Source organism: Streptomyces sp. R11 (genome assembly GCF_041051905.1).
GTDB lineage: Bacteria > Actinomycetota > Actinomycetes > Streptomycetales > Streptomycetaceae > Streptomyces.
The window spans coordinates 3,139,139-3,152,375 of record NZ_CP163432.1; the positions used below are offsets into that span (position 1 = coordinate 3,139,139).

The window sequence follows — 13,237 nt, forward strand, 5'->3', positions numbered from 1 at the left end:
ACACGAGGTCGTCACGCATGTGGCCGGTCTTGACCGGTCCTGGTCGGGGTGGCGGGATTTGAACCCACGGCCTTCCGCTCCCAAAGCGGACGCGCTACCAAGCTGCGCCACACCCCGTGCTGGTGCGACACGTAGGGTACATGCCCACAGGCAGTGCGGCCGCCGCATTAACGGGGTGTGCGGTGAGGGGTGCCGACCCGCTACGATGCCTTCTGTGCCGCGGTCACCTGACCTGCGGCGCGTCCTGTGCGGGCGTAGCTCAATGGTAGAGCCCTAGTCTTCCAAACTAGCTACGCGGGTTCGATTCCCGTCGCCCGCTCTGTACGGCTCAGGGCCAGGCCGGAGGGTTTCTCCTCCGCCTGGCCCTGATCGTTTTCCGGGGCGGTGTTCAGCCCGCCGTGCCCCCTGCGTGCCCCTTCGGTCTGCGTCCTCTGTCGACCAGGCCGCTCAGCGCCTCGGCGATCAGCCGGTCACGGTCGGCGCTCGCGTGCTGATAGATCAGTGCAGCGCGCGCCGTGCTGTGGCCCATTCGCGCCATCAGCTCACGCGTGCTGGCTCCCGTGGACGCCGCCAGGGTGTTGCCCGTATGCCGAAGATCATGGAAGTGCAGGCCCTTGACCCCAGCGGCCTCGCACGCCTGGTGCCACAGCCGATTGAAGTGGTTCCGGCGCGGGGTCGCGCCCTTGGCCCCGACGAAGACGCGGCCGTCAGCTCCAGGCTCGGCGTAGTGCTCCAGGTGATCACGGATGTCCGGCACGATGACGGCCGGGATCGAAACTGTCCGCTTGCCAGCAGCGCTCTTGGGTGCCTTGATCTCACGCTCGCCGTTGTTCAGCTCTGCGACCGCGCGGCGGACCCGCAGGGCGCCGGCCTCCAGGTCGATGTCCCGTCGGTGGAGCCCGATCAGCTCGCCCCAGCGCAGACCGAGGAACCCGGCCATCAGGACGAGCGCCCGGTAGCGGGGTTGGATCGCGTCGGCCAGGTCGTAGACCTCCTGGACCGTGGCGGTGGGGCGCTCCGGGGTGTGCACCGTGCTGGCGCCCTGGATCGTGCACGGGTTGCGCCGGATCATCTGGTCGGCGACCGCCGTGCCCAGGATCGCCCTCAGCAGGGCGTACGCCTTGGCGACCGTCGTCGGGCCGGTACCGGAGGCGAGCTTGTCCGCACGCCAGCGCCGCACGAACGGGGGCGAGATGTCGGTGACGTTGACGTTCCCGAAGGTCGGCTCCAGGTGGTGCCGCAGCAGCGAGCCGTAGAGCTGGCGCGTGGTGTTCGTCAGCTCCCGCTCAGCGATCCATGCGGCGGCGTACGAGCCGAACGGCACCTTCCCGGAGTCAGGGTCGTGCCAGTCGCCGCGCCGCATCTCGGTCTGCTTGTCTGCCAGCCAGGCGTCCGCGTCTCTCTTCGTACGGAAGGTGTCCGGGGCAGGCCGCAGGACGCCGTCAGGGCCGACGTACCGGGCTTGGTAGCGGCCGGACGGGAGCTTGCGCACACGGCCGAACTGTCGGCGCTTCGCAGCCATCAGGCAGCCCTCCTGAACGTCCCCGGACGAGCGCTGACCGGCTGGACGGTGTTCTCCGCGATGAAGGCCGCAACGGCACTCTCCGGGATACGGACGTGCCGACCGATCTTGACGAAGGCGATCCGCCGTTCCTCGATCAGGCGCCGAGGGAACCGGACGGTGGTGCCGAGCAGCTCGGCCACCTGGTGCACGTCGAGAAGGCGTTCCATGGTCACCACTCCCCCGCGGTCTCTCGGTCTTGCAGTTCGGTCAGGGCTTCGCGTGCTGTCTCTCGGTTGAGGCGGATGTCCCGGGCGATGGTGGCGGCGAGCCAGGATTCACCGGGGCTGTGGCCGTGCCCCGCATAGGTCCAGTGCGCGAGGGTGAGCGTGCTGCCCTCGGTGTCGTCCGGGTCGGGTAGGCCACGTTCACGGCGTTCCTGGCGGGCTCGGTAGTCGGCTCGGACCTGGCGCCGCTCGGTGAGCGTGGTCGAGTAGGCGCGGGACTTGGTCATGAAGTGGCCGCGGAAGCCGAGCATGTGAGCCCAGCGCCACAGCAGCCGGTCCGGGTAGGCGTCGTCCAGGTCCCGGCAGGCTTCGATCAGGCGCCGGGTGTGCGCGGGCAAGGCCAGCTTGTCCAGCTCTGACAGCTCTCCGATACGTCGGTCCACGGTCTCGGTGGCTTCGGCGGCTTTGGTGGCGTACTTGGCGACGTAGGAGGCGACCGCCTGATCCGTCAGCTCCACCCCGTCCATACCGCCGATCGGCTGGACGTCGACCTGCGATCCCCACCGCAGAACGCGCCCGGCGAAAGCGCCGGCGGACGGGACGGGCACCGCGACCCGAGCAGCCGCCGCCCGGATCGCCGCCTCGAGGAGAGCGACGGTGGCCCAGGCCGGGGGCGGGGCGTCGGGGCCTTCCGGGCCGTCGAGGCGCACCACGGCGTGGAAGTGCACCGCGCCCCGCTTCTGGAACTCGGCCACCTTGCCGAAGGAGACCCGGCAGGTCTCCCGTAGGGCGGCCTGGGTGATGCCCGCGCGGGCGGCGACCTCCCGGCGCAGGTAGATGGTGAAGCGCCGCCACAGGTCCCCGGCGTGGTTGTTCCACAGCACCGCCCCCGCGTAGTCGTACGACTCGGGATCGAGGGCGGTACCAAGGACCGGATCGTGGGCGGGATGCTGGACGCCGCAACGGCAGCGCCCCGAGGCGGGCCGGTTGTGAACCGGGCCGAAGGAGGGGGCGGTGAGGGTGGCGAACACGCCGGGGTGGTGACGCACCCGACCTGGGATGCCCATGCGGCTGTCGCCAGTGATCCCGGCACGGATCAGGTGATAGACGTCGCCCGCGTAGGTCCAGGCGCAGGCCGGGCACCGCGAGGCACGCCGGTTGCCGCAGGCCACGCGCAGGCGTCCGCCGGGCTCCTGGTCGGTGGAGTAGGAGTACAGGACGTCGCCGGTCTTCGCCTCGCGGGTGACCGTCGAGCCTTGCAGGTGGATCGGGTTGGAGCAGCCGCCCGTGCGGCGTATCTGCTCCTGCCAGCGGTCGAAGCCCGGGGTGTTGGCGACCCGGAGCAGGTCGGCGAGGGTGAGCGGATCGGTGCCCACAGCTGCCGCCACGTCAAAGACGGCAGCCGTGGGAACGGGCAGGTGGGTCATGCGGCCACCGCCCGCAGGTGCGAGACCGGCCGGGCGGGAGTGGCCGTGGCGAAGAGGTGGTCGAGGGTGGCCAGGTAGCCGCCGGTCATGGGGGCGGGGCCTAACCGGCGTAGGTGCAGGACCGGAGCCAGGGCAGGGGTGAGGCCGTCGATCGGTGTGGTGACCAGCAGGTCATCATCCGCGCGCAGGACGTCGGCCCGCAGTCCGGGGTGCGTGGACATTCGCAGGCCGGGAACCGTCAGCAGTGAGGGGAAGACGTCGCCCAGCCCGGTGACAGGTCCGGCCCGATCTTCCGGGGTGACGATGCGGACGCGGACGCCGGCCGATGCCTTGTCCGCCAGCAGGGTCGGCAGGTCCCAGACCGCGTCGGCCAGGAACAGCAGGTTGGACACCGCCAGGTCGATCACCGTCGTGGCACCGGCCAGCGTCGAGCGCCACAGGCCGTAGGGGACGGTTGAGCGCATCGGGTAGCAGGCGACGACCTCATCCTGAGCGGTCGGCGCGGAGCGGTGACGCTCGCCGAGCCTGGGCCACAGGTGATAGGCGTCCGCGTGCAGGTACTTGGCGGCGGCCTCGGCGTTGCGGGCGTGCGGGGTCCGGTCCGTGTTCAGCCACCGATCCACCGACTTCGGGTCGATGCCCAGGTGGTCGGCCAGGCCCTCGATGGTGACGTTCGCGGCGACCATGGCGGCACGCAGCCGCTCATTCCCGTTGATAGCTGCGGAGGTCATGCGGCAACCACCTCAGCGAGCGAGGTCACCGGCTGGCCCGTCTTCCAGATGAAGGGCTCCGCGACCGGGCAGCGTTTCTGGCCGTGGACCAGGACGCCGATGCCGTCCACGTTGATCCAGTCGAGTCCTCCGAGTGCGCCGCAGCCCCAGCACGGCGAGGGCAGGACTACGGCGTCATCGCGGCGGGACAGCGGGGCAGATAACGGCGCCGGGTGCGCGTCAGCAAGCGTCACGGGCATGATGGGACTTCCCTTCGAGGGAGCCAGGGGCGGCGAATCTTCTTGGCGGTTGAGGCGCCGTCCCTGGGCAGACGTGGGTCGTGCCGAGTTCTCTCATTCATGCGGCGGTACATCCCTAAGGTTCCCTAGGGCACCTTAGGGTGTCAAGCGGTACGCTAGGGAAGTAGCCACAGAGACAAGGGAGCCGACGCGATGGCGGACCAGGCAGACAATCGAGCGCCCTACGCGCAGATTGCCGCCCACTACGCGGAGCTGATCACGTCCGGAGAACTCCAGCCGGGCTCACTGCTGCCGAGCATCAAGAACCTCTCGCAGGAGTGGAGCGTCAGCGCCGCGACCGCCGAGAAGGCGCTCCGGAAGCTGCGCAACGAGGGTCTTGTCCGAGGCATCCACGGCATCGGCACCGAGGTCCTGGACCGCCCCGCCCCGATGTCCTCCGGATCGCAGCGCCAGGACCGAGGGCGCCGCACCGGCTCCAGTTGGGGAACCGGCGAACGGTCCGACTCACACGAGGCTTCGGTAGTGCCGGCGCCCGCAGAAGTGGCACAAGCACTGGACATCAAGCCGGGCTCCGAGGTGATCCGGCGCAGCCGGGTCTACCGAGACCGGCACGGCATCGTCGCCCACTCGACGTCATGGATTCCGGTCCGGTACGGAGAGCTGATCCCGCAACTGACGAGCAGTGAGCGGCTGACGGGCGGGACGTCGCTCCAGCTCATCGCGCAGGCCACCGGCCGACCCATCACGCACCGGTTCGACACCGCATCGGCGCGACTGCTCACCCCCGAGGACGCGGAGCTCCTGGAGCTGGACCCCGCGAAGGCCCGGCGGGAACCTGTGGTCGTCATGACCGCGAAGTTCGTCGACAGCGAAGGCACCGTCGTCGAGTACGGCGTGGACCTCGGCGGCCCCGGTCGTACGTGGCAGACGGAATCGGAAGTCACCCAGTGACGGACGTGAACACCGCTCGCCGACCGTTCTGCGTCCTCATGGCAGGACTGCCCGGCTCGGGGAAGACCACTCTTGCCCGTGAGCTGACAGCCCGTGGCTTCGTCAGGCTCTGCCCGGACGAGGAGATGTTCCGCCGACACGGCGTGTACGGGGTCGACTTCCCCCGAGGGACGTTCCCCACGCTTGAGCGACCGATCCTCGAAGAGACCTCAGTCCTACTCCGCGAGCAGCTTCAGGCCGGACACGACGTCGTGGTGGACCACGGCTTCTGGACGCCGGAAGACCGCGCTCACTGGCGATCCGTCGCCGCCGAAGGTGGCGCAGTCTCGGTACTGGTCTATCTGGAGGCCAGCCACGAGGAGTTGTGGTCCCGCGTGAGCAAGCGCAACGCCCGGCACGAGGACGACCCGAACTCGATCTACTTCGCCGAGAGCGACCTGATCCGCTACCGGAAGCGATTCGTGGCCCCGAAGCCCGACGAGCCGCACCTTGTCTACGACGGGGACCCCGAGTCCGTACTCAAGACTCTGCAAGCGGAGTTGGACCGCTCATAGCCGGGAGCGCGAGGCCACCAGGGCACGAGTTACAGGTTTCTCTACCTCATCAAGTGCCCGCGCGAGGCGCGGGCTGGCCCCTTGGGCCCGACCCCTCTGCGCCTTCGGCGCCGGGGTCGGCCCATGGGGCCGCAGCGAAGCAACGGCCCGAAGGTAGAGACCGCATAGCGGGCGACGGTCAAGACGATGCCTCCGGCGGGGGATCGGCCGGCACCGGGATGGAGGGGGCGCCGTTCCCGACTGCGGGCCCGTAGTGGCGTGCGCGGGGAGCTCCCATCCCGTCCGCCATCGACCCAGGCAGAGCCGAGCAGACGCGGCCCATGGCGTCCAGGTCGTTCGTACAGTGGCGCGCTCCACCTGGACGCCATGAACCACGCCCGCTCCACGGTGTGTGGGTCGACGGCGGACGGGATGGGAGCTGGGGTAGGTGTGGGTTGGTGAGATTCCGTCGGCCAATGGGCGGCATTCCGGCCAACCTTGGGACCGTCCAAATCCGGCGCAACGCCCCACCAACGCCCCCCTAAGGCACCGCCAAGACCCCACCAGTGCACCGCTCAGACCAAGCGCTTCGTTGCTGGAAGTGGGCGCCAAGGAAGTCGGCTGGATCCGGACTCTATTGCCGCGCTGCTACGGTCTCCGACAAGCAGCCAGGCCCACCGATCCAACCTCACGTGACACAGGGGCAGTTGTGGGACCACGCCTGCTAAAGTTGCCCAACTGCACACCGAAGACCCGTATGGCGCTTGTGTCTTGGCGGACGCGCCGTACGGGTCACTCGATATGAGGAGCAGAACGTGCCGAAGCACGACCACCCAGAACCCGATGCACCATTGCTATGCCATGGAGTATGGGTTACAACGGCGAACAGTACACCAAGGGAAATCGTGGATCCAACCCCCAGGGGCCACCAGGCGGCTGCGCTGATCACGGCAATCGCCAGTCTGATCACAGCCCTGACCGGGGTGGTAGCCCTACTCCTGTACCGGATGTAGCTAGACAGCCAAGCGTGCCCCCCACGTGCCCGCACAGGCGGCATCGAGCAGGGAGCAACGGGAAGCCACGGGGAATGTCACGGAACCTCGCAGGTCATCGCTAGGCCTGCTCAGCCGACCAACGGTTACGCGATCTTCCAAACTAGCTACGCGGGTTCGATTCCCGTCGCCCGCTCCATACGGCTCAGGGCCAGGTCACAGGGTTAGTCCCCGACCTGGCCCTGATCGTTTTCGCGGCCGTCTCCGGGCCGCCCAGGCACCGACAAGCCTCCCGGTCAGAGGTCGCGTACGTCCACGGTGTAGACCGAACGGATGCCGTACGGGACGTAGAGGGCGTCGCCGACGAGGACGGGTGAGGCGGAGATGCCGGGGAAGTCGACCGTGCCGCTGTCGTCGCGGCCCGGCAGTGCGGCCTTCAGGGCGCCGGTGCGGACGTCCAGGGCGGCCAGGCGGCCGCTGGGGGACGCCAGGTAGAGGTGGGTGGCGGAGGCGGTCGGGGGGCCCGAATGCTCCACGGTGGAGTTGCTCTCCCAGAGCTGTCTGCCGGTCCGCGGGGAGACCGCGCGGACGCCGCCGCTGGGGAGCGTGAAGTAGAGGGTGCCGCGCAGGAGGACCGGGGTGGAGCCCTCGGGCTGGGCCTTGGACAGCCGTACGGTCGTCAGGACCGCCGACGACGCGTTGAGCAAGGTCATCGTGCGGTGCGTGCCGCCCGTGTCGAGCAGTATCAGGCGCCCGTCGGTCTGTCCGACGAGGTCCTGCTCCCCCTTGACCTGCACGGTCCAGCGGGCGCGGCCGGTTGCCGGGTCGAGGCGGGTCACGCTCGTGCCGGTGATGTCGTCGCCTGCGAACTTCTGGCAGACCACGTACCCCTCTCCGGCGGCGCTGCGGAGCAGGCACATCTGATCGTTCGGGTCGGGGTAGGTGCGCTTCCAGCGGACCGTGCCGTCGTCGGCGGCGAGCAGGGCGTACTGCTCCCCTCGCTTGCCGTAGGTGGCGATGACCCCCTCGGTGACGGCGATGGAGTCGCCCTGGTCGCTGCTGGGCTCCGTGGCCTCTTCGCTGTCGCCGGTGACCGTCGTCCAGATGACCTTGCCGGTTTCGGCGTCCAGGGACCGGATCGTGTAGCGGGTCGGGGTCGTCACGCCGTCGGCCAGGGACCTGTCGTCGGAGCCGTAGACGTACACACGGCCTGCGCGGGCCCCGATGATCGTGCCCCCGTTGGAGCTGCTGCTGCCGATGTCGTCGGGGGTGGCGTCGACGGGGCGGGCCCAGGTGTTGGTGCCGTCGGCCAGGGCGAAACGGGTCGCCATGACCTCGTCGCCGGCGCACACCAGCGACGTGCCTGAGGCGATACAGCGGTTGAAGGGGCCTCCGGGGCCGATCGGCTCCTTGTCGACGCTCGGGTCCTTCGACTTCTTGTGCCAGGCCTGCCAGCCGGCCGGCAGGTCGGCGGGAGCGGAGCCGTCATCCGTCACGGCGACGGTGGTGGCGGTGACGGCGGTGAGGAGCGCGGCGCCCAGCGCGACGGCCGACCAGAAGCGTCTGCGGCGCCTGGGCGGTCGTACGGGTGAGGTCTCCTCGTCCGCCTTCGTCGGCTCCGGCGGCCTCGGCTCCGGGATGCGGCCGTCGCGCAGCAACCCCAGCAACTCGTCGGGTGTCGGGCGGGACTTGGGGTGCTTTTCCAGGCAGAGGTGGACGAAGGTGAGCAAGTCGGCCGGCACGTCGTCGAGTTCCGGCGTGCCGTCGACGACGCGTACGGCCGTCTCGTAAGGGCTCGGACTGTCGAAGGGACCGTGGCCGGTGGCGGCGTAGGCGACGACCGAGCCGAGGGAGAAGATGTCCGCGGCCGGGCCCACGTCCTGCGGGGACGAGAACTGTTCCGGGGACATGAAGGGCGGTGTGCCCATCACGCGCCCGGTCTGGGTGAGGACGTCCGAGGCGCCGAACTCGGTGGCGCGGGAGATGCCGAAGTCGATGACGCGGGGGCCGTCCTCGGCGAGCATCACATTGGCCGGTTTCAGGTCCCGGTGGACCATTCCCGCGCGATGGATGTCGCGCAGGGCCTCGGCGAGGCCGGCGGCGAGTTCGCGCAACTTCGGCAGCGGCAGGGGGCCGTGGCGGCGGATGTGGGTGCCGAGGTCCTCGCCCGGGATGTAGAGCGTGGCCATCCAGGGGCGCGGCGCGTCGGCGTCCGCGTCCACGACGGGAGCGGTGAAGGCGCCGCTGACCTGGCGGGCGGCGGCCACCTCGCGGCGGAAGCGGGTGCGGAACTCGTCGTCGTCGGCGTACTGCGCGTGCACGACCTTGAGGGCGAGGCGACGTCCGGAGGCGGAGCGGGCCAGGTAGACCACCCCCATGCCGCCGGAGCCGAGACGGTCCTCGATCCGGTAGCCACCCACCTCCGCCGGATCGGTCTCGCGCAGCGCCATCCCGTACGTTCCCCCGTTCCGTACCGTTCGACGAACTCGAACGAGGGTATCCGTACTCTTCCGGGCCGCCCCACGGGCCCCGGAAGCCGCCTGCCGGACCCTAGAACTGGATCGAGTTGATGGTCTCCGCTATCGAGTTGAGGAACCGCTGGATGTCGTCGGCCATGCCCGTCGAGGCCAGGAAGAAGCCGAACAGCACGGCGACGACGGCGGGGCCGGCCTTCAGGGATCCGCCACGGATCAGCACCACCAAGATGATCGCCAACAGCAACACCACTGACAGCGAAATGGCCACAACAGATCACACCCTCGGTCGGTCCGCTCTCCCGGCCCGGGGATGCAACCCCGCGCACCCCCGCCAGAACCATCGTGCCACCAACCGGGCCTGGCTATGCGGCACGTGACGTTTCGTTCGCCACACCTGTGCCGGATCTGTGCGGGCGCGCCGGACGCGGTCACCTCTCGCGTTGCGTGCGTACAGCAATTCGAGGGAACACCGGCGAAGAGAATTCGACGGGTTCGTTTCCATCGGCACACAACGTGTTCGCCGGTAATTCGAATTGTGGGTGAGTTGATCATTCCATCAGAGTCGGCTCCTGACCATATGCACCTTTTAGTCGGGATGAATCCGGACAAGGCGGGTGCCCAACAGGTGTCTGCCAGGTGCATGTTCGTTGTACACGCGAGTTCGAACGCAATAACCGGGAACGACCTCGCAGGTTTTACGAAATCCCATAGGCAACGCTAGGGTGCCTCAGATGTTCCATGCTGCCTCGTCCCCCGCATGCGCAGCGAGGGCCTGGATCTACTCCCCCGGCTTCCGGTGGGAGGGTCTGTGAACAACTCGCTGCGACCGCACGGCCACAACAGAGCGCCACTCCCCCCGGCAGAGTCGTCGGCGGACGGAGTGCCGAGTCCGCGCTCGCCCCACAACAAGAAGGCTCAGGCGGACAACAGACCCGCGTCCGGCGGTGCCAAGCAGCGCGACGCGTTCTTCGACAACGCCAAGTACCTGGCGATCGTGCTCGTCGCCATAGGCCACGCCTGGGAGCCGATCAAGGGCGACAGTCGCATCCTGGAGGCCGTGTACACCGTCGTGTACACCTTCCACATGCCGGCGTTCATCATCATCTCCGGCTTCTTCTCGCGCAGTTTCGACGCGAGCCCCAGCCGGCTGAAGCGGCTGATCACCGGTGTCGCCGTGCCGTACATCGTCTTCGAGACGGCGTACCCGCTCTTCAAGCGCTGGATCGACGACGACCCCAGCCAGGACATCAGCCTGCTGGACCCGTGGTACCTGACGTGGTTCCTGTGCGCGCTGTTCATCTGGCGGATGACCACCCCCATCTGGAAGATGGTGCGCTGGCCGCTGCCGATCGCGCTCGGCCTCGCCATGGCGGGGACCGTCACCCCGGAGATCGGTGACGACCTGGATCTGCAGCGGGTTCTGCAGTTCCTGCCGTACTTCGTGCTGGGTCTGATCATGAAGCCCGAGCACTTCCACATGGTGCGCACGCGCACGGTGCGGATGCTGTCCGTGCCGGTGTTCGCGGTGGCGCTCGGCTTCGGCTGGTGGGCGGTGCCGCGGATGAACACCGCGTGGTTCTACCACCGGGACGCCGCGCAGGAGCTGGCCGCGCCGTGGTGGAGCGGGCCGGTCATGGTGCTGGCGATGTTCGGCTGCTCGCTGCTGCTGACGGCCTGCTTCTTCGCGTGGGTGCCGCGCCGGCACATGTGGTTCACGGCGCTCGGCGCGGGCACGCTGTACGGCTATCTGCTGCACGGCTTCGTGGTGAAGGCGGGCGACTACCAGGGCTGGTTCGAGCACGCCTGGCTGCAGCGGCCGCTCGGCGAGATCTTCGTCACCGTGCTCGCGGCCGTCGGCGTGACGCTGTTGTGCACCGCGCCCGTGCAGCGGGTGTTCCGGTTCGCGATGGAGCCGAAGATGGAGTGGGCGTTCAAGCGGGATGCCGCGGAGTTGGCTCGGGAGCGGGAGAAGCGGGAAGGGTCCGCCTCTCGCGAGAAGGTCAACGCCTGAGTCGACGCCCGACCGGGCCCATCGGGGTTTCGCCGTGGGACATCAGTCGGCTTTCAGACCGAGAAGTGCGCGCATCCGTGCGTACTTCTCGGTCAGTCGTTTACGGGTCGGTTCGTCGAGGGTGGCGAGGCGGTTCGGGTCGGCGTTGTGGGCCAGATCTGCCTGCTTCACGAGCAGGGCGCCGGGGGTTTCGAGGATGCGGGCGGCGTAGGTCTCGGGGGGTTCGCCGGGGCGCTTGGTGAGCGCCAGCACGATGGCCTTGGTGCGGGGGCTCAGGGGGGCCTGTGCCAGCCACTGGTCGGACAGGGCGTCGTCCTCCACGGCGTCGTGCAGCCAGGCTGCGGCGATCTGGTCTTCGTCGCCGCCGTGTGTGCGGACGCCTTCGGCTACGGCTGCGAGGTGCTCGGTGTAGGGGCGTCCTGCCTTGTCGGTCTGGGACGCGTGGGCGGTTCGGGCGATGTCTTCGACGGCGGTCAGGGACAGCGGGGTTCGGGAGGTCTCGGTCACGCGTCCAGTGTCTCGCCCCCGCCGCCCCTACCCTGCCCGTCCTCCAGTGGCTCCGCCCCTTCGACCCCGGTCCCCTGGGGGCTGCCGCCCCCAGACCCCCGCTTCGGCCTGAACGGCCTCGTCCTCAAACGCCGGACGGGCTGAAGTGCCTGGACCGGCGCCGACAGGGACCGGCCGGTATGCGTGCGCGCCCCCAGCGGGTGGGTGGGGGCCAGGGACGAAACACAACCGCCCTCAAACGCCGAAGCCGGGCCGGAATACCTGGGCCGGCACCGACAGGTACATCCGGTGCGGGCTGGGACGGCGCAGGGCCCTCGACGGCGGGGCGGTCAGCGGGGTGTTGTTTGGGACGTTGGGCCCTCTCGGCAGATCAGTAGGAGGGCTCGGTCGTCGTTGACGTCCTTCGCCACCGCTTCGATCAGGTGCCAGGCTGCGCCGTGGAAGCCGCCGGCCACGTAGCGGTCGGCCTCGCCGGTGAGGCGGTCGATGCCCTCGACGATGTCTCGGTCGGATGTTTCGACGAGGCCGTCCGTGAAGAGCATCAGCACGTCTCCGGGACGGAGGGAGCCCTTCACGGGGTCGAACTGGGCGCCGTCGTACACGCCGAGGAGGGGGCCCTCGGCGGCCTTCTCCTCCCAGCGGCCGCTGCCCGCGCTGAGCTGGAGGCCCGGGGGGTGGCCCGCGGAGTAGAGCTCGTAGTCGCCCGAGTCCAGGTCCAGGACCAGGTGGATCGATGTGGCGAAGCCCTCGTCCCAGTCCTGGCGGAGCAGGTAGCCGTTGGCCGCCGTGAGGAACGCGTGTGGGGGCAGGCTGCCGAGCAGGCCGCCGAAGGCTCCTGAGAGGAGCAGGGCTCGGGAGGCCGCGTCCATGCCCTTGCCCGAGACGTCCGTCAGGACGACCTCCAGGGTGCGGCCGCCGTTCGTGCGGGCCGCGACCACGAAGTCGCCCGAGAAGGACTGGCCGCCTGCCGGGCGCAGGGCCATCTCGCGATGCCAACCGTGCGGCAGCTGCGGCAGCTTGCTCTGGACGCGGATGCGTTCGCGCAGGTCGAAGAGCATCGTGCCGCCGCGCCGCCAGGGCACGCCCACGCGGCTGCGGAACTGCGCGATGAGCAGGCCGAAGAACCCGCACGCCGCCACGACCAGGACCACGCCCGGGGTGACGCGGGACGGCCCCTCCGTGTACGGGCCCAGCTGCACCGACTCGACGATGAGGGCGGTGGCCGCCGCCGCGTACAGGCCCAGCAGGCTCGCCGGGCGCAGCAGCAGTCCGCCCGCGACGATGGGGAGCACCAGCGCGGCGGGCGAGAACCACACCGGGTTGGCCATCGTCACGGCACAGATCAGCGGGACCGTCAGCAGCAGGCCGGCCAGTGCGATCCAGTCGGAGCCGTCACCGCGGAAGTAGTCCACGGCGCTTCTGCGCACGCCGACGCGGGCCCGGTGCCACTGCATCTTCAACCGGGCCGTGAACGTCTCGGCCACCGTGCGCCGCTCTCGTCCTGCTGCCATTAGTTCGGGACCCTATCCATCGGACCAGCTGCTTGGCACGGGAGGTCCCACTTGTCCCCCGTCCGAGGTTCGACTTCACAGTGAACTTCACGGAAAGCCGCCTTGCCGCGGGCACCGAGAAATTCCCTCG

Annotated in this window: 12 protein-coding genes and 2 tRNA genes; 4 read left to right on the top strand and 10 right to left on the bottom strand. The window is 69.3% G+C overall.

Annotated elements, in window-relative coordinates; genetic code table 11:
• Positions 1-40: 40 nt before the first annotated feature.
• Positions 41-117: transfer RNA gene (locus AB5J55_RS14230), tRNA-Pro, on the bottom strand.
• Positions 118-248: 131 nt separating this feature from the next.
• On the opposite strand from AB5J55_RS14230, the gene AB5J55_RS14235 reads away from it, so the two are divergent.
• Positions 249-319, top strand: a tRNA-Gly gene (locus AB5J55_RS14235).
• A gap of 69 nt (positions 320-388) precedes the next feature.
• Here AB5J55_RS14235 and AB5J55_RS14240 read toward each other — a convergent pair.
• The 5 genes from AB5J55_RS14240 to AB5J55_RS14260 are packed head-to-tail and all read right to left on the bottom strand — an operon-like array spanning position 389 to position 4,125.
• On the bottom strand, positions 389-1,522 hold the full coding sequence (locus tag AB5J55_RS14240; RefSeq protein ID WP_369271034.1) for a tyrosine-type recombinase/integrase: 1,134 nt from the start codon (positions 1,520-1,522) through the stop codon (positions 389-391).
• A complete protein-coding gene (locus tag AB5J55_RS14245; protein ID WP_369271035.1) occupies positions 1,522-1,731 on the bottom strand; it encodes an excisionase family DNA-binding protein in 210 nt (69 codons plus the stop codon). The genes AB5J55_RS14240 and AB5J55_RS14245 overlap by 1 nt, the downstream gene beginning before the upstream one ends.
• Before the next feature lie 2 nt (positions 1,732-1,733).
• On the bottom strand, positions 1,734-3,155 hold the full coding sequence (repSA, locus tag AB5J55_RS14250; protein ID WP_369271036.1) for a replication initiator protein RepSA: 1,422 nt from the start codon (positions 3,153-3,155) through the stop codon (positions 1,734-1,736).
• Positions 3,152-3,886 carry a helix-turn-helix domain-containing protein gene (locus AB5J55_RS14255; protein ID WP_369271037.1) on the bottom strand — a complete coding sequence of 245 codons (735 nt, stop codon included), beginning with the start codon at positions 3,884-3,886 and terminating at the stop codon, positions 3,152-3,154. Before AB5J55_RS14255 ends, repSA begins: the two co-directional genes overlap by 4 nt.
• Positions 3,883-4,125 (bottom strand): hypothetical protein, encoded by a 243-nt coding sequence (locus tag AB5J55_RS14260; protein ID WP_369271038.1) that lies wholly within the window; start codon positions 4,123-4,125, stop codon positions 3,883-3,885. Before AB5J55_RS14260 ends, AB5J55_RS14255 begins: the two co-directional genes overlap by 4 nt.
• A gap of 192 nt (positions 4,126-4,317) precedes the next feature.
• On the opposite strand from AB5J55_RS14260, the gene AB5J55_RS14265 reads away from it, so the two are divergent.
• The gene (locus tag AB5J55_RS14265; protein ID WP_369271039.1) at positions 4,318-5,076 is read left to right on the top strand and encodes a GntR family transcriptional regulator; all 759 of its coding nucleotides are present in this window, start codon (positions 4,318-4,320) and stop codon (positions 5,074-5,076) included.
• A gap of 5 nt (positions 5,077-5,081) precedes the next feature.
• A complete protein-coding gene (locus tag AB5J55_RS14270) occupies positions 5,082-5,630 on the top strand; it encodes an AAA family ATPase (protein WP_369271040.1) in 549 nt (182 codons plus the stop codon).
• 1,267 nt (positions 5,631-6,897) lie between these two features.
• Here AB5J55_RS14270 and AB5J55_RS14275 read toward each other — a convergent pair.
• Together AB5J55_RS14275 and AB5J55_RS14280 are read right to left on the bottom strand one after the other, a co-directional pair.
• Entirely contained in the window at positions 6,898-9,051 is a 2,154-nt protein-coding gene (locus AB5J55_RS14275; protein WP_369271041.1) for a protein kinase, read from the bottom strand.
• Between the two features lie 100 nt (positions 9,052-9,151).
• Complete coding sequence (locus AB5J55_RS14280; RefSeq protein ID WP_030044846.1) at positions 9,152-9,346, bottom strand: hypothetical protein; 195 nt, start codon at positions 9,344-9,346, stop codon at positions 9,152-9,154.
• A gap of 612 nt (positions 9,347-9,958) precedes the next feature.
• Here AB5J55_RS14280 and AB5J55_RS14285 point away from each other — a divergent pair.
• Positions 9,959-11,089 carry an acyltransferase family protein gene (locus tag AB5J55_RS14285; RefSeq protein ID WP_369271042.1) on the top strand — a complete coding sequence of 377 codons (1,131 nt, stop codon included), beginning with the start codon at positions 9,959-9,961 and terminating at the stop codon, positions 11,087-11,089.
• 42 nt (positions 11,090-11,131) lie between these two features.
• On the opposite strand, the gene AB5J55_RS14290 is transcribed toward AB5J55_RS14285, so the two are convergent.
• On the bottom strand, positions 11,132-11,596 hold the full coding sequence (locus AB5J55_RS14290; protein WP_369271043.1) for an HD domain-containing protein: 465 nt from the start codon (positions 11,594-11,596) through the stop codon (positions 11,132-11,134).
• Between the two features lie 329 nt (positions 11,597-11,925).
• Positions 11,926-13,107 (bottom strand): PP2C family protein-serine/threonine phosphatase, encoded by a 1,182-nt coding sequence (locus AB5J55_RS14295; protein ID WP_369271044.1) that lies wholly within the window; start codon positions 13,105-13,107, stop codon positions 11,926-11,928.
• Positions 13,108-13,237 lie beyond the last annotated feature (130 nt).

Coding starts and splice junctions, on each gene's coding strand:
- AB5J55_RS14240 (WP_369271034.1), bottom strand. CDS start 1,522: ATGGCTGCGAAGCGCCGACAGTTCGGCCGTGTGCGCAAGCTCCCGTCC.
- AB5J55_RS14245 (WP_369271035.1), bottom strand. CDS start 1,731: ATGGAACGCCTTCTCGACGTGCACCAGGTGGCCGAGCTGCTCGGCACC.
- repSA (WP_369271036.1), bottom strand. CDS start 3,155: ATGACCCACCTGCCCGTTCCCACGGCTGCCGTCTTTGACGTGGCGGCA.
- AB5J55_RS14255 (WP_369271037.1), bottom strand. CDS start 3,886: ATGACCTCCGCAGCTATCAACGGGAATGAGCGGCTGCGTGCCGCCATG.
- AB5J55_RS14260 (WP_369271038.1), bottom strand. CDS start 4,125: ATGCCCGTGACGCTTGCTGACGCGCACCCGGCGCCGTTATCTGCCCCG.
- AB5J55_RS14265 (WP_369271039.1), top strand. CDS start 4,318: ATGGCGGACCAGGCAGACAATCGAGCGCCCTACGCGCAGATTGCCGCC.
- AB5J55_RS14275 (WP_369271041.1), bottom strand. CDS start 9,051: ATGGCGCTGCGCGAGACCGATCCGGCGGAGGTGGGTGGCTACCGGATC.
- AB5J55_RS14295 (WP_369271044.1), bottom strand. CDS start 13,107: ATGGCAGCAGGACGAGAGCGGCGCACGGTGGCCGAGACGTTCACGGCC.